Origin of the sequence: Actinomadura opuntiae, from assembly GCF_030283205.1 — a bacterium.
Classification (GTDB): domain Bacteria; phylum Actinomycetota; class Actinomycetes; order Streptosporangiales; family Streptosporangiaceae; genus Spirillospora.
In genome coordinates, this window is sequence record NZ_JASNWF010000038.1 from 46,553 (window position 1) to 67,255 (window position 20,703).

The 20,703-nt window shown below is 73.8% G+C and carries 16 protein-coding genes and 1 pseudogene; 4 read left to right on the plus strand and 13 right to left on the minus strand.

The genetic code is table 11. The features are described 5' to 3' along the window. Nucleotides 1-70: 70 nt before the first annotated feature. The 11 genes from QP089_RS46280 to QP089_RS46330 all read right to left on the minus strand — a co-directional run bounded on the left by QP089_RS46280 (nucleotide 71) and on the right by QP089_RS46330 (nucleotide 12,718). Nucleotides 71-1,078 carry an N-acetylglucosamine kinase gene (locus QP089_RS46280; RefSeq protein ID WP_285920971.1) on the minus strand — a complete coding sequence of 336 codons (1,008 nt, stop codon included), beginning with the start codon at nucleotides 1,076-1,078 and terminating at the stop codon, nucleotides 71-73. Beyond that, nucleotides 1,078-2,334 carry a 6-phospho-beta-glucosidase gene (locus tag QP089_RS46285; RefSeq protein WP_285920972.1) on the minus strand — a complete coding sequence of 419 codons (1,257 nt, stop codon included), beginning with the start codon at nucleotides 2,332-2,334 and terminating at the stop codon, nucleotides 1,078-1,080. The genes QP089_RS46280 and QP089_RS46285 overlap by 1 nt, the downstream gene beginning before the upstream one ends. Further along, entirely contained in the window at nucleotides 2,331-3,185 is an 855-nt protein-coding gene (locus QP089_RS46290) for a carbohydrate ABC transporter permease (protein WP_285920973.1), read from the minus strand. The genes QP089_RS46285 and QP089_RS46290 overlap by 4 nt, the downstream gene beginning before the upstream one ends. Further along, on the minus strand, nucleotides 3,182-4,156 hold the full coding sequence (locus QP089_RS46295; protein ID WP_285920974.1) for a carbohydrate ABC transporter permease: 975 nt from the start codon (nucleotides 4,154-4,156) through the stop codon (nucleotides 3,182-3,184). Before QP089_RS46295 ends, QP089_RS46290 begins: the two co-directional genes overlap by 4 nt. A 4-nt stretch (nucleotides 4,157-4,160) precedes the next feature. Beyond that, on the minus strand, nucleotides 4,161-5,486 hold the full coding sequence (locus QP089_RS46300) for an ABC transporter substrate-binding protein (RefSeq protein WP_285920975.1): 1,326 nt from the start codon (nucleotides 5,484-5,486) through the stop codon (nucleotides 4,161-4,163). 92 nt (nucleotides 5,487-5,578) lie between these two features. Further along, nucleotides 5,579-6,829: an ROK family transcriptional regulator gene (locus tag QP089_RS46305; RefSeq protein ID WP_285920976.1), complete on the minus strand. Its 1,251-nt coding sequence runs from the start codon at nucleotides 6,827-6,829 to the stop codon at nucleotides 5,579-5,581. 106 nt (nucleotides 6,830-6,935) lie between these two features. Continuing rightward, a complete protein-coding gene (locus QP089_RS46310) occupies nucleotides 6,936-7,475 on the minus strand; it encodes an FHA domain-containing protein (RefSeq protein ID WP_285920977.1) in 540 nt (179 codons plus the stop codon). Nucleotides 7,476-7,631: 156 nt separating this feature from the next. Beyond that, nucleotides 7,632-8,861 (minus strand): acyl-CoA dehydrogenase family protein, encoded by a 1,230-nt coding sequence (locus tag QP089_RS46315; protein WP_285920978.1) that lies wholly within the window; start codon nucleotides 8,859-8,861, stop codon nucleotides 7,632-7,634. A 67-nt stretch (nucleotides 8,862-8,928) separates the two neighbouring features. Then, entirely contained in the window at nucleotides 8,929-10,008 is a 1,080-nt protein-coding gene (locus QP089_RS46320) for a DUF3616 domain-containing protein (protein WP_285920980.1), read from the minus strand. A gap of 63 nt (nucleotides 10,009-10,071) precedes the next feature. Beyond that, complete coding sequence (locus QP089_RS46325) at nucleotides 10,072-11,253, minus strand: cytochrome P450 (protein ID WP_285920981.1); 1,182 nt, start codon at nucleotides 11,251-11,253, stop codon at nucleotides 10,072-10,074. Between the two features lie 64 nt (nucleotides 11,254-11,317). Continuing rightward, nucleotides 11,318-12,718, minus strand: a complete 1,401-nt coding sequence (locus tag QP089_RS46330) for a KamA family radical SAM protein (RefSeq protein ID WP_285920982.1) — start codon at nucleotides 12,716-12,718, stop codon at nucleotides 11,318-11,320. Nucleotides 12,719-12,873: 155 nt separating this feature from the next. On the opposite strand from QP089_RS46330, the gene kdd reads away from it, so the two are divergent. Continuing rightward, on the plus strand, nucleotides 12,874-13,929 hold the full coding sequence (gene kdd / locus QP089_RS46335; protein WP_285920983.1) for an L-erythro-3,5-diaminohexanoate dehydrogenase: 1,056 nt from the start codon (nucleotides 12,874-12,876) through the stop codon (nucleotides 13,927-13,929). A gap of 53 nt (nucleotides 13,930-13,982) precedes the next feature. Continuing rightward, nucleotides 13,983-15,314 (plus strand): DUF2252 domain-containing protein, encoded by a 1,332-nt coding sequence (locus QP089_RS46340; RefSeq protein ID WP_285920984.1) that lies wholly within the window; start codon nucleotides 13,983-13,985, stop codon nucleotides 15,312-15,314. Nucleotides 15,315-15,337: 23 nt separating this feature from the next. Here the strand turns inward: QP089_RS46340 and QP089_RS46345 are convergent, their stop codons facing one another. Beyond that, complete coding sequence (locus tag QP089_RS46345) at nucleotides 15,338-16,942, minus strand: PP2C family protein-serine/threonine phosphatase (protein ID WP_285920985.1); 1,605 nt, start codon at nucleotides 16,940-16,942, stop codon at nucleotides 15,338-15,340. 101 nt (nucleotides 16,943-17,043) lie between these two features. Here QP089_RS46345 and QP089_RS46350 point away from each other — a divergent pair, with 101 nt between their 5' ends. Beyond that, nucleotides 17,044-17,844 carry an SAM-dependent methyltransferase gene (locus tag QP089_RS46350; RefSeq protein ID WP_285920986.1) on the plus strand — a complete coding sequence of 267 codons (801 nt, stop codon included), beginning with the start codon at nucleotides 17,044-17,046 and terminating at the stop codon, nucleotides 17,842-17,844. Nucleotides 17,845-17,898: 54 nt separating this feature from the next. Continuing rightward, complete coding sequence (locus tag QP089_RS46355; RefSeq protein ID WP_285920987.1) at nucleotides 17,899-20,247, plus strand: ATP-binding cassette domain-containing protein; 2,349 nt, start codon at nucleotides 17,899-17,901, stop codon at nucleotides 20,245-20,247. Nucleotides 20,248-20,350: 103 nt separating this feature from the next. Here QP089_RS46355 and QP089_RS46360 read toward each other — a convergent pair. Further along, nucleotides 20,351-20,703, minus strand: a pseudogene (locus QP089_RS46360) (hypothetical protein); the annotation flags it as partial.

Here is a 20,703-nt window from a genome sequence, read left to right on the forward strand (position 1 = left end):
CCTCGTCGCCGGGCCGCACCTTACAACGTCAAGGACGGGGCCCGGATGCGGCTTGGTCAAAGCGCCGAATCTACCGGACGCGCGGGCGCCGGAACGCCTTCCGCAGCGCCGCGTGCGCGGCCGGCGGGGCGCCCAGGTGGTCCAGCCCGAGCAGCGCCGCGCCGAGCAGCGGCGGGTCGTCCGGGACGATCAGCCGGGCGCGCGGCGCGAGCGCGGCGTAGCGCTCGGCGACCGCGTCCATCAGCAGCGGGCGGCGGGCGGCCAGCACGCCGCCGCCGAGCACCACGTCGGCGGGGGAGCCCAGCAGGCCGAGGCGGCGCAGCGCGACCGAGCCGAGGACGGCGACCTCCTCGGCGAGCCGCAGCACGACCTCGCGGGCCACCGCGTCGCCCGCCTCGGCGGCGTCGATCAGCACCGGGGCCAGGGCGGTGAGCCGGCCCTCGTCGAACTCGCCGAGGTGGATGCCGAGCCCGACGTCGATGGCGCGGTCCACGCCGAAGTGGGCGGCGACGGCCCCGGTCAGCGCGGTGCGCGGGCCGCGGCCGTCCTCGCCGCGGATGGCGTGCCAGAGCGCGGCGCGGCCGAGCGCGCCGCCGCCGCCCCAGTCGCCGGTGTGCTCGCCGAGGGAGGGGAAGCGGGCGGTGCGCCCGTCGGGGGCGACACCGGCGCAGTTGATGCCGGCGCCGCAGACGACCGCGACGCCCCATCCCTCGGTGACCGCGCTGCGCAGCAGCGCGAACGTGTCGTTGCCGACGACCACGCTGGGCGCGACGCCCCGGTCCAGCAGCAGCCGTTCCAGCCGTTCCTCCTCGCCGGGCAGGTCGACGTTGGCCATGTACGCAGCGAGGTGTACGACGTCGCCGTGCGGGACGCCGGCCTCGGCGAGCGCGGCGTCGATGGCGGCGCCGAGCGCGTCCAGGGCGCCGCCGAGCCCGGTGGTCTGCGGCCGGAACCCGGCGCCGCGCGCGGTCGCCAGCAGCTCCCCGTCCGTCCCGGCCACGGCCGCGTCGATCTTGCTGTTGCCGCCGTCGACGGCGACCAGCACCCCGCCCCGGCGGCGCGGCGGCGCTGCGGCCATCAGGCGGCCCACGGCAGGTGGGCGCGGTTCGCGGCGACCAGGTCGCGGGCGAGCCGGCCGGCGGCGTCCAGCTGCCCGACGAGCGGGTGCGCGAGCAGCGCGTCGGCGACCCGGTCGACGCCGCCGTGCAGCGCCGCGTGCAGCGCCAGCTCCTCGTAGCCGGACACGTGCGCGACCAGCCCGGAGAACAGCGGGCCGAGGGGCGGCACCGGCAGCGGGACCGGGCCGGACGCGGTGATCCGTGCGGGCACCTCGATCACGGCCCGGTCGTCGAGGAACGGGAGCGTGCCGTTGTTGCGGACGTTCACGACCTGCACGTCGCCGCGCCCGGTGAGCAGCGACGCGGCGAGCTGCACGGCGGCCTCGGAGTAGAAGGCGCCGCCGCGTTCCTCCAGCCGGGCGGGCTTGGTGTCCAGGGCCGGGTCGGCGTACATGGCGAGCAGGTCGCGTTCCAGCGCGGCGACCTCCTCGGCCCGTGTCGGCGCGCCGCGCTGCTCGCGCACGACGCGGTCGTGCTCGTAGAAGTAGCGCAGGTAGTAGGAGGGGACGGCGCCGAGCCGCCGCACGAACGGCGCGGGCAGCCCGGCCATCGCGGCCAGCTCCCCGGCGTGCCGCTCCAGCAGATCGGGCAGGACGTCGCGGCCGTCCAGCTCGATCGAGCGGACCCAGGTCAGGTGGTTGAGGCCGGCGTGGCCGAGCGCGATCCGCTCGGGCGCGGCGTCCAGCAGCGCGGCGGCGCGGCGCTGCACGCCGATGGCGACGTTGCACAGGCCGACGGCGCGGTGCCCGGCGTCCAGCAGCGCGCGGGTGACGATGCCGACCGGGTTGGTGAAGTCGATGATCCACGCGTCCGGCGCGCGGGCGGCGACGCGCTCGGCGATGTCGAGCACGACCGGGACGGTCCGCAGCGCCTTGGCGAGGCCGCCCGCGCCCGTGGTCTCCTGCCCGACGCAGCCGCACTCCAGCGGCAGCGTCTCGTCCACGTGCCGGGCTGCCTGCCCGCCGACGCGCAACTGGATCAGCACGACGGCGGCGCCGTCCACGGCCTCGTCGAGATCCCCGGTCGTCACGACCTTCGCGGGATGCCCGGCGCGCGCGAGCATCCGCGCGGCGAGCCCGCCGACCAGCTCCAGCCGCCGCGCGTCCGGGTCGGCGAGGACCAGCTCCGTCACCGGCAGCGCCGCCCGCTCGCGGGCGATCCCGTCGACCAGCTCCGGGGTGTAGGTGGACCCGCCCCCGATGACCGTCAGCTTCAACCCTTCACTCCCGTCAACGTCACACCCTGGATGAACACGCGCTGGGCCAGGAAGAACACCACCAGCACCGGCATGATGGTCAGCAGCGTCGCCGCCATCGTGAGGTTCCATTCGACGTGGTGCGCGGCGCGGAACGTCGCCACGCCGATGGCGAGCGTCCAGTTCTCCGGCTTGGCGTACACCAGCGGCCCGTAGTAGTCGTTCCAGCAGTAGAAGAACTGGAACAGCGCGACGGCGGCGAGCGCGGGCTTGGCCATCGGCAGCACGACCCGCAGCATGGTGCGCAGCTCACCGCAGCCGTCGACGCGCGCGGCGTCGGCGTACTCGCGGGGGATCGTCACCAGGAACTGGCGCAGCAGGAAGATGGAGAAGGCGTCGCCGAACGCCTGTGGGATGATCAGCGGCCAGAGCGTCCCGGTGAGGTGGAAGCGGGACCACACGATGTACAGCGGGACCATCGTCACCTGCGGCGGCAGCATCATCGCCGAGATGACGACGACCAGCGCGAGGTTGCGGCCGCGGAACCGGAAGCGGGCCAGCGCGTAGGCGACCGGGACGCTGGACACCAGCATCAGCGCCGTCGACAGCGCCGCGTACACGGTGCTGTTGACCGTCCACCGCAGCATGTCGCCGCTGAAGGCTCGGTGGAAGTTCTCGAAGTGCCATTCCTTCGGCCACAGCGAGGTGCTGAGGGCCTGCGAGTCGCTCATCACCGCGGTGAGGAACATGAACACCAGCGGCGCCAGGAACATCAACGCCAGGACGATCGCGGCGGCGTGCGTGGCGATCCACATCAGCGTGCGTCGGCCGCGCCCGCCGTAGACCAGGGAGGTTCCCGTCGTGGCGGTCACTGCGCCTCCTCTCCGGCGAACGCGTGGAACTGGCGCAGGAGCAGCAGCGTGAACGCCATCGCGATGACGAACATGACCAGCGCGAGCACGCACGCGTACCCCATGTTGAACTGCCGGAACCCCTCGTCGTAGAGCCACTGCGGGAACGTCAGCGTCGACCCGCCGGGGTAGCCGGGCGCGAACTGGGTGCCGGGCGTGTCGGCCTGCCCGGCGGCGACCTTCCCGGCGACCATCGCCTGCGTGAAGTACTGGAGCGTCTCGATCACGCCGGTGACGGCGGCGAACGCCAGGACGGGCGAGACCGTCGGCAGCGTGATGTGCCGGAACCGCGCCCAGGCGCCGGCGCCGTCGATGGCGGCCGCCTCGTACAGCGAGCGCGGCACGTTCAGCAGCGCCGCCAGCAGGATGATCATGACGTCGCCGACCGCCCACAGCCCGAGCAGCGACAGGCCGGGCTTGGCCCACGCGGCGTCGTTGAAGAAGTCGGGCAGCGAGAACCCCAGGTGCCGGGCGATCACCGGGAACGGGCCGGTGCCGGGGTTCAGCACGAACACGAACGCCACGGTCGCCGACACCGGCGGGATCAGGTACGGGACGTAGAACACCGCGCGCAGCAGGTTCCCCCCGCGCCTGATCCGGGTGAGCAGCTGCGCGACGCCGAGGCCGAACAGCACCCGCAGCGGGACGAGCACCGCCACCAGCCACAGCGTGTTGCGCATCGCCGTCCAGGCGTCGCCGTCGTGCAGCAGGTACCGGTAGTTGTCCAGCCCGACGTACTTCAGCGTGAACAGGTTGTAGCGGGTGAAGGAGAAGTACACGGTCGCGGCGAGCGGGTAGGCGAAGAACAGCCCGAACCCGGCCAGCCACGGCGCCAGGAACGCCAGCACCCGCAGCCGCCGGCGGCGGCCGGCCCGGGACACCGTCCCGAGCCGGTCGCGCCGCAGCGGCAGGCGCAGCGAGCCGGAGGCCACGGCGTCAGCCCCCGGCCAGCTTCAGCGACGCGTCGACCTTCCCGTCGAGGTCCTTCAGCGCCGTGTCCAGGTCGCTGACCTTGCCGGGCTCCCACTGGTCCTGCACGAACTGCTGGAACTTCACGACGTAGTCGTTGCCGTTCGGGGTGGGCGGCGTCGTGGCGCTGGCGGGGTTCTTGAAGACGTCGAGGAACGTCTTGAACTGCGGCGGCAGCGTCAGGTCGGGCGACGACAGCGAGGCGATCGTGGTGGGGACGTTCCCGAGCGCGTTGGCGAAGGTGACGAGCGCGTGGGTGTCGGTCGTCAGGTACCGGATGAACTCCCACGCCGCCGCGCGGTGCTTGGCGCCGCGCGGGATGCCGATGACGGTGCCGGTGACGAACCCGCTGCCGTAGCGGGAGTCCTGACCGTCGGGGACGGGCGCGGGCGCGGTCCCGTAGTCGACCTTCGGCGCCTCCTCCTGCATGAACTTGGTGCGCCACTCGCCGTCCACGGCCATGGCGACCTTGCCCTTCTCGAACGGGTTGGACGACTCGAACTCCTGGCCCATCGAGTGCAGGAACTTCTTGACGTTGTCGTAGCCGTACCAGTCGATGAGGCTCTTGTTCCATTGCAGGTAGGCCTTGACGGCGGGGTCGGCGGCGAAGCCGGCGCGCCCGTCGGGGGTGAGCCATTTCGCGCCGAACTGGGTGGCGAGGTGCTGCACCTGGTGCTCGTAGTACTGCGCGGACGGCATGAACCCGGCGACCTTGATGCTCCCGTCGGGGGCTCGGACGGTGAGCTTCTTGGCCAGCGCGGTCAGTTCGGAGAACGTCCGCGGCGGCTGCTCGCCCTTCATCAGGGCCTTGTTGTAGTAGAGCCCGTAGGCGTCGGCGAGCAGCGGCATCGCGCACCGGCGGCCCTTGTACCGGGTGTACTGCTGGACCGGCTTGGGGAACTGGTTCAGGTCGAGCTTGGATCCGGCGATGTCGCCGGACAGGTCCTGCCAGGCGCCGCTCTGGCACCACTGCCCGACGCTGTCGGTGGTGAACGAGGACACCACGTCGGGCGGGTTGCCGCCGCGGATGGCGTTGGTGATGCGGTCGTCGGTCTGGTCCTTGACGAGCTTGACGGTGATGTTGGGGTGCAGCTTGCGGAAGCCGGCGACGGCGTCCTGGAACGCCTTCACCTCGTGCGGGGCGCTCCAGCCGTGCCAGACCTCTATGGTCTGCTTCTCCCCGGCCTTCGGGCCGCCGGACTGGCCGCCGCTGCCGCCGGCCGTGCAGGCCGTGAGGCCGAGCCCGGCGGCGGCCAGCGCCGCGGCGAGCCGGCGCGTTGTCGATGTGCGCACTCCGGTTCTCCTTCGGGGGAGGGGACGGCCGGTGCCGCCGTCCGCTGTGGGGGAGCGGGGGTGGGACGGGTGCGGGTGCGGGACGGGGCGGTTCAGGGCCGCGCGGTGTCGGGGACGGTGGTGGAGAACACCGCGTCGCGGGTGTCCTGGAGCGCCTGCTGCAGCGCGCCGGCCAGGACCGGGTTCCCCTCGACGGAGCTGAGCCGCACCTTCGGGCGCGGGATCGTCAGGCTGTGCAGGTGCTGCTCGACGCGGGCGCGCAGCGGTTCCCCGCCGGCGCGCAGGACGTCGCCGGTCAGCACGACCAGCGCCGGGTCCAGGACGGCGACGACGGTGGCGAGCGTGGCGCCGAGCCGGGTGGCCAGCTCGGTGAGGGCGCGCTCGGCGCGGGCGCCGGCGTCGGCGGCGCCGCGCGTCCCCGGCCGGTCGGCGCCGGCCTCGGCGGCGGCGCGGCCGAGCGCGGTGGCCGCGTCCCGGCCGCGGAACCCGTGCTCGCGCATCAGCTTCAGCACGGCGGCGCCGCCGGTGAGGCTGTGCACGCCGCCGGTGTGGGTGCGGCGGACGTCGCGCATCAGCGGGGCGCCCACCGCGGGCGCGTAGCCGATCTCGCCGGCGCCGCCGGTCGCGCCGCGGTGCAGCGCTCCGTCCAGGACGACGGCCATGCCGACGCCGTCGGCGACCCACAGCAGCACGAAGTCGCGGGTGCCTGCGGCGCGGCCGCCGGCGCGTTCGGCGAGCGCGGCGAGGTTGACGTCGTTCTCGATGGCGACCGGGAGGCCGAGCCCGCCGGTGAGGGCGCCCACCGGGTCGGGGACGTGCCAGCCGGGGATGTGCGAGGCGTAGCCGAGCCGGCCGGTGGCCGGGTCGATCGCGCCCTGGATGCCGATGACGGCCCGGTGCAGGGCCGCGCGGGTGAGGCCCGCTGCGGCGGCGGCCTTGTCGAGCGCCTCGGCCATCCGGGCGACCGCGTCCACGCCGGTGCGGCCGGGCGTGGGCAGGGTGTGCTCGCCGACGACCGCCCCGGTGAGGTCGGCGACGCTGACCGTGATGCGGGCCGGGGTGACGTCGGCGCCGGCGACGTGCGCGGCGGCGCCGTTGATGCGGTACAGCTCGGCGGTCCGGCCGGGCAGCCCCTCGCGCAGGCCGTCCCGCACGACCAGGCCCGCCTCCTCCAGCCGGGCGAGCAGCTGCGAGGCGGTCGGCTTGGAGATGCCGGTGAGGTCGGAGATCTGCGGGCGGGTCAGCGGCCCGCGGGCCAGCAGCGCCTCCAGCGCGGCACGGTCGTTGATGGCGCGCAGCAGGCTCGGGGTCCCGGGGACCCCGGGGTTGCCGGAGGCGGGCACGGCGGCTCCTCGGAGTTAAGAAGGTTTCCTAACTTGGAGGAGAAAGTAAGGACTCTTAACGAATACGTCAAGCCCTGGGGCGTCCCGAAGCGGATCGGGCCGCGCGTCAGGGGGCGGCGACGATGTAGCCGACGTTGCCGAAGCCGAGCTCGTCGCCGGGCCGGACCCGGGCCGGGCCGGTGAGCCGCCAGCCGTTCACCCGGGTGCCGTTCATCGACCCCAGGTCGGAGACCATCCAGCCCTCGTCGGTGCGGTACAGCTCGGCGTGGAAGCGCGAGACCGTCAGGTCGGTGAGCACGAACTGGCAGGTGGGGGCGCGGCCGACGACGATCCGCGCCGCTCCGGCGGGCGGCAGCACGAAGCGCGGCAGCCGCGGGCCCCGCCAGGCCGCCTCGATCCGCGCGGTCACCTGCGACACCGTCGCCACCAGGCCGGTGAGCCGGCCCACGACGCGGCTGGTGGGCGGCAGGTCGTGCACGATGTCGTCCAGCTCGGCGCGGCTGCGCGCCTGCAGGACCTGGTCGACGCGGCGCTCGAAGGTCTCGTGCGACATCCGGCCCTCGGCCACGCGGTCGCCGAGGACGCGCAGCACCCGGTCCCGCTCGGTGTCGGACGCTCGCACCGGATACGAGGGCTGACCGTCCATGGCTGTGAGTATCCAGTTCCCGTCGTCGGCTGTCCAGAAATGGCCGTCTGGTGGAGGGCGGGCGATCGCCCTCACCCGCCCTCCACCTTTTCGATGCCTTCGAGACGCCGGAAGTTCGGGACCGTTCCCCGTACAGCCGCCGTTAGCGGACGGGAATCAGCGCGACAGCAGGTCGCGCGCGATGTGGGTCACCTGGATCTCGTCGGTGCCGGCGTAGATCTGGAACGACTTGGCGTCGCGGGCCAGCTGCTCCACCCGGTACTCGCTCATGTAGCCGTTGCCGCCGAACAGCTGCACCGCCTCCTGGGCGACCTCGCTGGCGGCCTGCGCGGCGTACAGCTTCATCGCCGACGCCTCGGCGAGCGTCGGGGTGCGGCCCGAGCGCTGCATCTCCACGTGCCGGAACACCAGGTTCTGCACGTTGAGGCGGGCGACCTCCATCTTGGCGAGCTTGAGCTGGATGAGCTGGAAGTCGCCGATCCGCTGCCCCCACAGCTCGCGGGTCTTGGCGTACTCCACCGACAGCTTCAGGCACTCCTCGATGACGCCGAGGGCCATCGCGGCGACGCCGGCGCGCTCGGTGACGAAGTTCTGCTTGGCCGACTCCTTGCCGCCCTGCGCGCCCGACGACAGCAGCCGGTCGGCGCCGGCGCGCACGTCGTTGAGGAACAGCTCGCCGGTGGGGGAGGAGTGCAGGCCCATCTTGCGCAGCGGCCTGCTCTGCTCCAGGCCGTCCATGCCGCGGTCGAGCACGAACGTGAGGATCTCGCGGTCGCGGGGGTCGCGCCCGTCGTCGAGCTTGCAGTAGAAGACGATGGTGTCGGCGTAGGGGCCGTTGGTGATGAAGGTCTTGCCGCCGTTGATGACGTACTCGTCGCCGACCTTCTTCGCGGTGGCCTGCATGCCGCCGAACGCGTCCGACCCGGAGTTCGGCTCGGTGATCGCCCACGCGCCGACCTTCTCCATGGTCAGCAGCGGCAGCGCCCAGCGCTCCTTCTGGTCGGGCGTGCCCCGCTTCATGATGGTCCCGGCGGCGAGGCCGAGGCCGACGCCCATCGCCGAGACCATGCCGGGGGCGACCTTGCACAGCTCGATGACCGGCAGCATCGTCATCGCCGCGTTGCCGCCGCCGGGGCCGTCGGCGTCCCTGTCCTTGTTCTCTGCGGCCTTCTTCTCAGGGCCGCCCTCGCGCTCCTTGGCGATCCGGGCCTGGAAGGACGAGCGCGCCATCTCGTCCATCCCGAACGTCTTGTACAGGCTCCGGAGCAGGTCGTAGGGCGGCAGCTCGCCGGAGTCCAGCGCGTCCAGGTTCGGCCGGACCTCCGCGTCGATCCAGCCGCGGACCGCGTCCCGGATCATCAGGTCTTCCTCGGACCACTCGATCATTCTCAGCCTCGCCCTTCCGGTTCCCGCAGGTTGCGGCACCATCCAAGCAGATCGCGGAAGCGAGCACTTATTTGGGGAGCCGGACGACGTCGGCCAGCACCCCGCCGTCCGCGGTGAGCCGCTCCGGGGACGGGCTGTCGTAGACGACCATCAGCCGGGTCCCCGCACCGTCGGAGCCGTCCAGGACGGCGAGGCCCTCGGCGTGGTCGTCGCCGTCGCCGTAGGGCAGGTCGCCGAGCAGCGGCAGCTCGTCGGCGGTGACGACCTCGGGCGCGTCCACCTCGGCGATGCCCGGCCAGCGGTGCACGCGCACGGGGCCGTCGAGGTCCATGCTGGGGCCGGTGAGGATCAGCAGGTCGTCGCCGTCCGGGCACAGGTCGCGGATGCCGAGCCCGCCGAGGTCCAGGAAGTGGGTGCGGTACAGCGCCTTGCCGTCGCCGACCGGCAGCAGTTCCAGCCGGCGCGGGTCGTCGGGGTGGGTGCCGGGGCGGATCTCCACCAGCACGGCCCAGCCGCGCAGCACCGGCCCGCGCAGCCCGATGTAGAGCCGGTCGCGGTGCGCGGCGATGCCCTCGATGTCGATGCCGTTGTCCTTGCTCGGTATCGACAGGAACGGCGCCAGGTGCGGGTCGTCCTCGAGCAGGTCGGTGACGGAGTCGTGGTGCAGGCCGAGGACGGCGGCGGTGCGGTCGCCGTCCTCGCGGACGACCTGCGGCAGCCCGTCCGCGCCGTTGGCCAGCGGGAGGCGGGCCAGCACGAACCGGTTGTCCTCGCGCACCACCGAGGCCAGCCGCTTGCGGGCCTTCGCGCCGGTGTGGCTCGCCTTGATCTTCTTGCGCTTGAGGCTGTGCGAGCCGATCGCCCACAGCCAGCCGTTGCTGCGCGCCAGGCCCTCGATGTCGGCCTCCTCGTCGGGGCCGGCGGGCAGCTCGACGAGGTCGGCGAGCGCGACGGTGGTGTGCCCCTCGTAGCCGGTGACGAGGCCGTCGTCGCCGAGCGTCGCGGTGAGCCGCTCGATGGTGGCCGTCTCGTCGCCCGCCACCCACAGGCAGCGGCCGTCCTGGCGCACGGCGGACAGGTTGGTGTGCGTCCCGGCGTCCCGGCTTTCGCGTTCGAAGCGCAGCTCGACCCGGCGTTCCACGATCATGAGCGGAATGTTCCCACAAAAGGGGCGTCGCTCCGGCGCGCCGCGCGCGGGGCGGAGCGGCCGCTACCGGTCCCAGAGGACGTGCAGGTGCGGCGGCTTGCGGAAGACCAGTCCGTGCGCGCGCGGCGAGTGGGACGGATCGAGGCGCAGGCCCGGCAGCTCCAGGAGCGCGGCGACCGCCGTATGGGCTTCCAGCCTGGCCAGGTGGGCGCCGAAGCAGAAGTGCGGGCCTCGGGCGAACGCCAGGTGCTCGGCGGCGTTCGGCCGCCGCACGTCGAACCGGCCGGGGTCGGGGAACGCCGCCGGGTCGCGGTTCGCGCCCGCGATCGACACGCGCACCAGGTCCCCCTCGCGCACCGCGACCCCGCCGAGGTCGATGTCGCGGGTGGCGTAGCGGTCGACGACCGACGCCGACGGCTCCAGGCGCAGCGACTCCTCGATCGCGGCGGGCAGCAGGCCGGGGTCGTCCAGGACGAGCCGCAGCTGATCGGGATGGCCGAGCAGGTGCAGCAGCGTGTTCGCGATCATCCCCTCGGTGGTGTCGATGCCGCCGAACATCAGGATCGCGGCGTTCGCCACGACCTCCGCGGTGGTCAGCCCGGCCCCGTCCGCGGCGGCCTCGGCCAGCAGCGACCCGGGCGCGCCGGCGGTGATCGCCTTCTCGACGGCGGCGCGCAGCAGCGCGTACGCCTCGTCCGCGCGGGCGGGGGCCTCGCCGCCGGCGGTGATGGCGGACACCGCCTCGACGAACGCCCCGTACCAGGACCGGATCGTCGCGGCGTCCACGCCCTCCAGGCCGAGCGCCTCGGCGACGACCGCGACGGCCAGCGGCCCGGCCAGCTCGCCGCGCAGCTCCGCGCGGCCGGCCGGCGCGAGCCCGCCGACCAGCCGCGCGACCTCCGCCTCGACGAACGCGGTGAACCGCTCGCGGGTGCGCGCGGGCCGGAACGGCCGGGCGAACGGGTCGCGGTGCCGGGTGTGGACGGGCCCGTCCAGCGACAGCATGCTCGGCCCGACGACCCGCGCGGTGGAGAAGCGCGGGTCGTCGACGGTGAACGCCGCCGCGTCCCGCATGACCCGCTGCGCCAGGTCGCGCGAGGTGACCAGCCAGCCGCCGAGGGCGGGCAGCCAGGAGACGGGCTCGGCGGCGCGCAGCCGGGCGAGCAGGGGGTGCGGGTCGTCCTCGAGGCGGGCCGCGGTCGCGGCGGCGCCGACCGGGAAACGGGACGTCGGCTCAGAAGTCACCCGTCCAAGGATATTCCGCCCGGACACCCCGGTACCTGATCTACATTGTAAAGGCGTCGGGCGATCAAGCCGCTTCGGCCCGATCGCGCCACCATTCGCGGCCACGCTCGGGGAGCGTATAGATCGGGTCGTAGTACTCATACTGGCGTGTCAGGGCGTCTGGATCGGACAGTTCCAGTCCGGTGCGGTAGTTCTTCGTCCAGTAGGAGACGCCGCGCTCGCGGTCGTAGTCGGCGAGCTGGTGCACCCAGCGCTTGCCGACGTAGGGGACGTCGCACACGATGCGCGGCGTCGCGAAGCCCGGCAGGTAGCCCATGATCGCGTGCTGCAGCTCCTGCGCCTCCCAGACGGCGAGCCGCCAGTGCTCGCTGTTGGGGATCATGTCGCACATGTAGAGGTAGTAGGGCATGATGCCGGCCTCGTCGAGCAGCGCGAACGACAGGTCGAGCAGCGCGCCGGGGGAGTCGTTGACCCCGCGCAGCAGCACGCCCTGGTTGCGGACGTCGCGGACGCCGGTGTCGAGCATCGCCCGGGCCGCCTTGGCGACCAGCGGCGTCACCGAACCGGCCGCGTTGACGTGGGTGTGGATCGCGATCTGCACGCCGCGCCCGTTCGCCTTGGCGGCCAGGCGCTCCATGCCGGCGCGGACCTCGTCCTGCAGCCAGTGCTGCGGCAGCCCCATCAGCGCCTTGCTGGCCAGCCGGATGTCGCGGATGTTGTCGATGTCCAGCAGCGCGCCGACGAACGCCTCCAGCCGCGGCCACGGCAGGTTCGCGACGTCGCCGCCCGACACCACCACGTCGCGGACGCCGGGGGTGCGGCGCAGGTAGTCGAGCATGGCCTCGTGCCGGTCCGGGGGCCGGATCGTGAACTTGTGCTTGTCGACGTTCGGCGTGGAGTTGCCGACCAGGTCCATCCGGGTGCAGTGCCCGCAGTACTGCGGGCAGGTCGGCAGCAGCTCGGCCAGCACCTTGGTGGGGTAGCGGTGGGTGAGCCCCTCGACGGCCCACATCTCGGCCTCGTGCAGCGAGTCGCGGGTGGCGTAGGGGTGCGAGGGCCAGTCGGTGCGCCGGTCGCTGAACACCGGCAGCATGTAGCGCCGCACCGGGTCGGCGTAGAACGCCTCGGTGGAGGAGGTGTCCATGGTGTTGAGCATCTGCGGCGGGAGCAGCATCGACATCGTCGCGCGCTCCGCCTGGTCGCGCTCGAGGTCGGCGTAGAACGCCTCGTCCAGCAGGTCGCCCATGAGGGCGCGGAGCTGGCGGATGTTCTTCACGCAGTGCGCGCGCTGCCACTGCGCCGACTCCCACTCCGCGTCCGTGACCTCGCGCCAGCCGGGCAGCCGCCGCCAGTCGGGCTCCTCCAGCGGCCGGCGCCGGTAGGCGTACGGCTGGCGGGCCGCGTCCCGGTCGGCCACCGGGGTCCGGACGGCCGCGTCCGGGTCCGGATGCAGGGCAGTGGTCATCGTCGACCGCCTCCTCGCGTCACATCGTTCGCATAAAAGTCTTGTATGGAGCCGACGTTACGGGAAGACTTCCACCGAAACTAGAGGTGACCGGTATATCTTCCGGGACATCACCATGGATCACACGGGACACGGACGTTGCGGAGGGCGCGGGGATGAGCGGAGCCGGGACGGCGGCGGGGACGGGGACCGCCGTGGGGCTGCACCGGGTGCTGGAGCCGGCGGGCGTGCTGCCGCAGGCGGCGGCGCGGCTGGACACCGACCCGGCGATCCGCCCCGACGAGGTGCGCGTCCGCGTCGAGCGGCTCAACCTGGACGCCGCGTCCTACCGGCAACTGCACACCGCGCACGGCGGCGACCCGGACGCGATCCGCGCCGAGGTGCTGCGGATCATCGGCGAGCGCGGCAAGATGCACAACCCGGTCACCGGGTCGGGCGGGATGCTCGTCGGCGCCGTCGAGGAGGCCGGGCCGGACTCCCCGCTCGGGCTGAAGCCCGGCGACCGCATCGCCACCCTCGTCTCACTCACCCTGACCCCGCTCGCCGTCACCGACGGCCTGGCCCGCTGGGACGGCCGCTCCGAGCAGATCCCCGCCGACGGGCACGCGATCCTGTTCGCGCGCTCCATCGCCGCCGTCCTGCCCGACGACCTGCCCGTCCCGGTCGCGCTGTCGGTGATGGACGTGTGCGGGGCGCCCGCGCTGACCGAGCGGGTCGTCGCCTCCCGCGAGCGTCCCGTCGTCGCGGTCCTGGGCGGCGCCGGCAAGAGCGGCTCGCTGTCGCTGGCGGCGGCGCGCCGCGCGGGCGCGTCGCGCACGATCGGGCTGGTGCCGACGGCCGCGGAGGAGGAGCTGCTGGCCGCGACGGGCCTGGCCGACGCGGTGGTGCGCGCCGACGCCCGCGACCCGGTCGCGGTCGCCGCCGCGATCGGCGAGCCCGCCGACGTCACCGTGGTGTGCGTGGACGTGCCGGGCTGCGAGCACGGCGCGATCCTGGCCACCGCGCCCGGCGGGACCGTGGTGTTCTTCTCGATGGCGACCTCGTTCTCGGCCGCCGCGCTCGGCGCCGAGGGGCTGGCCGCCGACGTGACCATGCTGATCGGCAACGGCTACGTCCCCGGGCACGCCGAGACCGCGCTCGGCCTGTTGCGGTCGGAACCGGCGCTTCTCCCGCTGTTCACCGCCCGGGCGGGGGCGGATTCGGCAGAATGATCGCCAGCTCCCCGGCTGCGGCGGGGAATCACGTGATCATCGAGGGAGACAGCATGGCGAGCGTCATCGAGGTTCTGCACGGGCGCGATCCGAAGGAGCGCCAGCGGCAGATCGTGGACGTGCTGGTCGAGGCGTTCGCGGACCTGATGGAGCGCAGCCCCGCCGAGTTCCGCCGCCGGTTCCGCAAGATGGCCTCCGACCCGTTCGCGTTCTACCGGGGCAGCGCCTGCCTGTTCTACGCCGACGTCCAGCACGACGACGACCGGTGGGCCGACGAGCGCACGAGCCGGGTGTGGATCCAGGGCGACCTGCACGCGCAGAACTTCGGCACCTACATGAACGACGACGGCGTGTTCGTGTTCGACGTCAACGACTTCGACGAGGCCTACGTCGGGCACTTCACCTGGGACGTCAAGCGGCTGGTGGCGAGCCTGGCGCTGCTGGCGTGGCAGAAGGCGATCTCCGACGCCGACATCCGGCGGCTGATCGAGACCTACGTGCGCGGCTACGTCGACCAGGTCCGCCAGTTCGCCACGCACGAGGGCGACGAGAAGTTCGCGCTCACGCTGGCCAACTCCGACGGCTACGTCCGCGACGTGCTGATCGAGGCGATGGGCGGCACCCGGATCGGGCTGCTGGCGGGCATGACGGTCGTCGAGGGCCCCGACCGCCGGTTCCGCGACCGGCCCGGCGTCCGCCGCCTCGACGATGCCGAGCGCGCCGTGGTGGAGGCCGCCTACCAGGAGTACCTGAACACGATCCCGGCCGAGAAGCGGTTCGGCAGCCTCACCTACCAGGTGAAGGACATCGTCGGCGCGTCCGGGTTCGGGATCGGCTCGGCGGGCCTGTCGGCCTACAACATCCTGGTGGAGGGCAACACCCAGGCGCTGGAGAACGACGTCATCCTGTCGATGAAGCAGGGCAACGTCGCCGCGCCGAGCCGGGTCGTCGACGACTCCCGCATCCGCGAGTACTTCCAGCACCACGGGCACCGCACCGCCGTGTCGCGGCGCGCGTTGCAGGCCAACACCGACCCCTGGCTCGGCTACACCCAGATCGACGGCGTCGGCTACGTGGTGCAGGAGCTGTCGCCCTACGAGGAGGACCTGGACTGGGGCGGCCTCACCGAGCCGGAGGACATGCTGTCGGTGCTGGACGACCTCGGCCGGGCCACCGCCAAGGTGCACTGCGTGTCCGACACCGACTCCGACCACACCCTGGTCGGCTTCCAGGTCGAGGACGCCATCAACGCGGTGATCGGCGCGGACGAGACCGCGTTCGTGGAGGACATGGTCGCCTTCGGCACCGGCTACGCCGAGATCGTCCGCCGTGATCACGAGTATTTCGTGGACGCGTTCCGCAATCACCAGATCCCCGGCCTGTAGCGTTCGGCCGCCGGCGGGCCGGGTCAGGCTGTGCCGGCGGCGCGGACGAGCAGGAGGGCGATGTCGTCGTGGCCCTGCTGGTCGGCCAGCAGGGCCAGGACGCCGTCGGCGGTCTCCTCCAGCGAGGGGGATCGCGAGGCGACGAGCGCGGACGCCAGCCGGGCGATGCCCTGGTCGACGGTGCGCATCCGGCTCTCCACCAGCCCGTCGGTGTAGAACGCCAGGGTCGCGCCGTGCGGGATGGCGCCGGCGAGCTGCTGGTACTCGGGCGGGTGCGCCGGGTCCGACACCCCGAGCGGCAGCCCGTGCGGGACGGCGAAGTGCCGGGCCGCGCCGTCGGCCAGCGTCAGCAGCGGAGGCGGATGCCCGGCGCACGCCAGCTCGCACCGCATCGTCGCCGGGTCGCAGACCAGGCACAGGCAGGTGGCGAACTGCGCGGCGTCCAGGTTCTGGGCGATGGTGTCCAGCCGGGTCAGCACCTCGGCGGGCGGCAGCTCGCAGCCGGCGAGGGTGTGCGCGGCGATCCGCAGCTGCCCCATCGCGGCGGCCGCGGTGACGCCGTGCCCGACCGAGTCGCCGATCACGATGGCGACCCGGTCGCCGGGCAGCTGGACGACGTCGTACCAGTCGCCGCCGACGTCGCTGCCGGCCGGAACGTACCGGTGCGCGATCTCGAGCCCGGCGGGGACGGTGACGCGGCCGGGCTTCAGGCTCGCCTGCAGCGCGGTCGCGGTGCGGTGCTCGCGCCGGTACAGGCAGGCGTTGTCGACGCAGGTCGCGGCGCGGGCCGCGAGCTCGCCCGCCAGCGCGGTGTCGGCGGGCGCGAACGGCAGCCGTCCGCGCTTGCGGCTGAACACCGCGAACCCCAGGACCCGCTCGCGCGCCACCAGCGGCACCGCCAGCAGCGACACGTGGTCCAGCAGCCCCTCCATCGCCGGGCCGGTGCGGTGCACGATCGCGTCGGGGATGGCGTCGCTGCCGAACTCGACCATGCGGGCGGTGTTGATGCAGCGGGCGTAGGGGGTGTCGGGCGGGTAGACGATGACCTCGTTGACGGGGAACTCGCGGGCCCAGGCGCGCGGGTCGTCCTCGGCGAAGGCGATCGCGAGCCGGCGCACCACCGCCGGGTGGGCGCCGGTCCCGGCGGGCGGGACGGGCCGGTCGTCGGCCAGCAGCGCCTCGAGCACGTAGATGGCGCCCGCGTCGGCGAACCGGGGCACCGCGACCCCGACGACCTCCGCGGCGGTGCGGTGCAGGTCGAGCGTGGAGCCGATGCGGCGGCCCGCCTCGTTCAGCAGCTCCACCCCGTCGGCCCACGGCGGCGCGACGGTCAGCGCCACCAGCGTCTGGCCGGAGCCGGCCGCCATCGGCTCGCACGACACCAGCGGGTCGCCGCCCGGCAGCGGCAGCGTGCCGCGCCACGGACGGCCGGCCGCGGCCTGCTTGAGCGCGGCGGCCAGCGACCCGGCGGCGGCGCGTCCGAGCAGGTCGGCCAGCCGCGCGCCCACCGCGGCGGGCGCCGGGCAGCCCAGCAGACGGGCGGCGCCGCCGGTGCAGGCGGTGACCGTGCCGTCGGGGGTCAGCAGGACGGTCACCGGACCGGCGTGCGCTGCGAATGGCTCTGACATCGGTCCTTCACTGTCGGCTGCGCGAGGACGGCGGCGGTGTGATTCGCGTTACGCTGAATCCCCCCGCGGACGACGCCCTCGGCTGAAAAGGGAGACGATGCATGGACTCCGAGTGGATCCCACCCGAGGTCGACAGTCAGAGACCAAGCGTCGCACGGGTGTACGACTTCCTGCTCGGCGGAGGGCACAATTTCGCGTCCGATCGTGACCTGGCGACCGGGCTGCTGCGGATCGAGCCGCAGGCGCGGGAGCTCGCGCAGGCGAACCGGGCGTTCCTGCGCCGCGCGGTCCGCACGGCGGCGCGGGCCGGCGTCGACCAGTTCATCGACATCGGGTCGGGGATCCCCACACAGGGCAACGTGCACGAGGTCGCGCAGGGTGTCAACCCGGACGCGCGGGTGGTGTACGTCGACAACGACGACGTCGCCGTCGCGCACAGCCGGTCGATCCTGGCGGGCAACGACCGCGCCACGGTGATCCAGGCCGACATGCGCCGCCCCCGCGAGATCCTGGCCGACCCGGAGCTGAACCGGCTCGTCGACCTGGCCAAGCCGGTGGCGTTCCTGCTCGTCGCGGCGCTGCACCTGGTCAAGGACGAGGAGGACCCGGCCGCCATCGCGGCCGCGCTGCGCGACGCGGGCGCGCCCGGCAGCCACCTGGTGCTGTCCCACCTCACCCACGAGGCGCAGCCGGGCAAGACCGCCGCGATCGGCAAGCTGTACGACCGGGCGACCTCCCCGGCGGTGTCGCGGTCGCACGCGGAGATCCTGCGGTTCTTCGACGGCTGGGACCTGCTGGACCCGGGCCTGGTGTACGTGCCGCTGTGGCGCCCCGACGACGACGACGAGGTGCGCGACCCCGAGCGGTTCCTGGTGTTCGGCGGGGTCGGCCGCCGCCCCTGACCTGCGGGTCCCCGGCCGGCCGGTGCGCGGCGGCGGGCCGGTAGTGTGCTGATCATGCAGGCCGCCGACGACCCGTTCGTGCGGGTGCGCGGCGCCCGCGAGCACAACCTGCGCGGCGTGGACGCCGCGATCCCGCGCGACGCGCTGGTGGCGTTCACGGGCGTGTCCGGGTCGGGCAAGTCGTCGCTGGCGTTCGGCACGCTGTACGCCGAGGCGCAGCGCCGCTACCTGGAGTCGGTCGCCCCGTACGCGCGGCGGCTGCTGCACCAGGTAGCGGCGCCGGCCGTCGACGAAGTGACCGGGCTGCCGCCGGCGGTGGCGCTGGAGCAGCGCCGGTCGGTGCCGTCCTCGCGGTCGTCGGTCGGCACGGTGACGACGCTGTCGAACTCGCTGCGGATGCTGATGTCGCGCGCGGGGGAGTACCCGCCCGGCGCCGAGCGGCTGGACTCCGACGCGTTCTCGCCGAACACCGCCGCCGGCGCCTGCCCGCACTGCCACGGCCTCGGCGAGGTCCACGAGGTCACCGAGGAGTCGCTGGTCCCCGACCCGTCGCTGAGCATCCGCGACGGCGCCATCGCGTCCTGGCCGGGCGCCTGGCAGGGCAAGAACCTGCGCGACATCCTGGACGCGCTCGGCTACGACATCGACCGGCCCTGGCGGGAGCTGCCGCGCGAGCAGCGCGAGTGGATCCTGTTCACCGACGAGCAGCCCGTCGTGACCGTCCATCCCGTCCGCGAGGCGCACCGCATCCACCGCCCCTACCAGGGCACCTACTCCAGCGCCAAGCGGCTGGTGCTGCGCGCCTACGCCGACTCCAAGAGCGAGGCGCGCCGCCGCCGCGCCGAATCGTTCCTGGTCTCGGCCGTGTGCCCGGTGTGCGGCGGGCGGCGGCTGCGGCCCGAGGCGCTGGCGGTCACCTTCGCGGGCCGCACCATCGCCGAGCTGGCCGCGCTGCCGCTGTCGGCGCTGGCGGACGTGCTGCGCCCGCACCTGGCCGGGGACGGGCCCGCCGCCGTCCTGGCCCGCGACCTGACCGCCCGCATCGAGGTGCTGGAGGAGCTCGGCCTGGGGTATCTCGCCACGTCCCGCCCGGCCCCGACCCTGTCGGCGGGGGAGCTGCAGCGGCTGCGGCTGGCGACCCAGCTGCGGTCCGGGCTGTTCGGCGTGGTGTACGTGCTGGACGAGCCGTCCGCCGGCCTGCACCCCGCCGACACCGAGGCGCTGATGACGGTACTGGAGCGGCTGAAGGCGGCGGGCAACAGCCTGTTCGTCATCGAGCACGACATGGAGGTCGTGCGCCGCGCCGGCTGGGTCGTGGACGTCGGCCCCGGCGCGGGCGTGCACGGCGGCCGCGTCCTGCACAGCGGGCCCGTCGCCGAACTGCGGGACGTCGCCGAGTCGGTCACGCGACGGTACCTGTTCGAGCCTCCCGAACCTCCGCGGCGGGAGCCGCGCGCCGCCTCGGGGGCGCTGGAGCTACGCGGCGTCACCCGCCACAACCTGCGGGGGCTGGACGCCGACGTGCCGCTCGGGGTGTTCACCGCCGTCACCGGCGTGTCCGGGTCGGGCAAGTCGACGTTCGTGGACGTGCTGGCCGAGCACGCGGACGGCAGCGCCGCGGTCGGGCGGGTGGTGCGGGTCGACCAGCGGCCGATCGGGCGCACGCCGCGCTCGAACCTGGCGACCTACACCGGGCTGTTCGACGCCGTCCGCAAACGGTTCGCCGCCACGGACGAGGCGAGGGCGCGCGGGTACGACGCGGGACGCTTCTCGTTCAACATGCCGGGCGGCCGGTGCGAGAACTGCCAGGGCGAGGGGTACGTCTCGGTCGAGCTGCTGTTCCTGCCGTCGACCTACGCGGTCTGCGACGTCTGCCACGGCGCCCGCTACAACCCCGGGACGCTGGAGATCGCCTGGCACGGCGCGAGCATCGCCGACGTGCTGGCGATGACGGTGGAGGAGGCCGCCGGGTTCCTCGCCGAGGTCGCCCCGGCCGCCCGCGCACTCGCCGCGCTGCGCGACGTCGGCCTGGGGTACCTGCGGCTCGGGCAGCCGGCCACGGAGCTGTCCGGCGGCGAGGCGCAGCGCATCAAGCTGGCCACCGAACTGCAGCGCGCCCGCCGCGGCCACGTGCTGTACCTGCTGGACGAGCCGACCACCGGCCTGCACCCGGCCGACACCGAGCTGCTGGCCCGGCAGCTGCACGCGCTCGTGGACGGCGGCGCCACCGTCGTCGTCGCCGAGCACGACATGGACGTGGTCGCCTCCGCCGACCACGTCATCGACCTGGGACCCGGCGGCGGCAACGAGGGCGGCCGAGTCGTCGCCCAGGGCCCGCCCGCCCGGGTGGCGGCCGCATCCGCGAGCCGCACCGCCCCGTACCTGAAGGCCCGCCTCCCCTGATCCGGCCGCGCCGTTCGAGGGTGCGGTGCGCGTCCCCGCCCGACCCCGGCGCGGCGGGACGGGCGAGGACGCGCGGGCCTGCGGCCTCGGGGGGGGCGGCGGGTCAGCGGGCGAACGCGATGGCCGTCCCGGCGCTGACGACGACCGCGATGACCACCAGGACCAGCGAGGTGCTGAGCGGGTTGCGCCGCTGCTCCAGCGGCTTCGCCTTCGTCTTCGCCGCACGGTTGACGGCCTGCGGCGACGGGGACGGCGCTGGCTTCTTCGGCCGCGGGCGCGGCACCATCGGGACCGGAGCGGGCGCCTCCACCCGTGCCGGGCGCGGTGCGGGCGCCGCCGGACTCGGCACCGGCTTGGGCGCCGGCGCCTCCGGGACGTGCACCGGAGGCGCGGCCGCGGGCGGCGGCTCGGCGGCGGGCGGTTCCGCGGGCGGCGGCGCCGGATGGGTCTCGGGCG

Coding starts and splice junctions, on each gene's coding strand:
- QP089_RS46280 (WP_285920971.1), bottom strand. CDS start 1,078: ATGGCCGCAGCGCCGCCGCGCCGCCGGGGCGGGGTGCTGGTCGCCGTC.
- QP089_RS46310 (WP_285920977.1), bottom strand. CDS start 7,475: ATGGACGGTCAGCCCTCGTATCCGGTGCGAGCGTCCGACACCGAGCGG.
- QP089_RS46315 (WP_285920978.1), bottom strand. CDS start 8,861: ATGATCGAGTGGTCCGAGGAAGACCTGATGATCCGGGACGCGGTCCGC.
- QP089_RS46320 (WP_285920980.1), bottom strand. CDS start 10,008: ATGATCGTGGAACGCCGGGTCGAGCTGCGCTTCGAACGCGAAAGCCGG.
- QP089_RS46330 (WP_285920982.1), bottom strand. CDS start 12,718: ATGACCACTGCCCTGCATCCGGACCCGGACGCGGCCGTCCGGACCCCG.
- kdd (WP_285920983.1), top strand. CDS start 12,874: ATGAGCGGAGCCGGGACGGCGGCGGGGACGGGGACCGCCGTGGGGCTG.
- QP089_RS46340 (WP_285920984.1), top strand. CDS start 13,983: ATGGCGAGCGTCATCGAGGTTCTGCACGGGCGCGATCCGAAGGAGCGC.
- QP089_RS46345 (WP_285920985.1), bottom strand. CDS start 16,942: ATGTCAGAGCCATTCGCAGCGCACGCCGGTCCGGTGACCGTCCTGCTG.
- QP089_RS46350 (WP_285920986.1), top strand. CDS start 17,044: ATGGACTCCGAGTGGATCCCACCCGAGGTCGACAGTCAGAGACCAAGC.
- QP089_RS46355 (WP_285920987.1), top strand. CDS start 17,899: ATGCAGGCCGCCGACGACCCGTTCGTGCGGGTGCGCGGCGCCCGCGAG.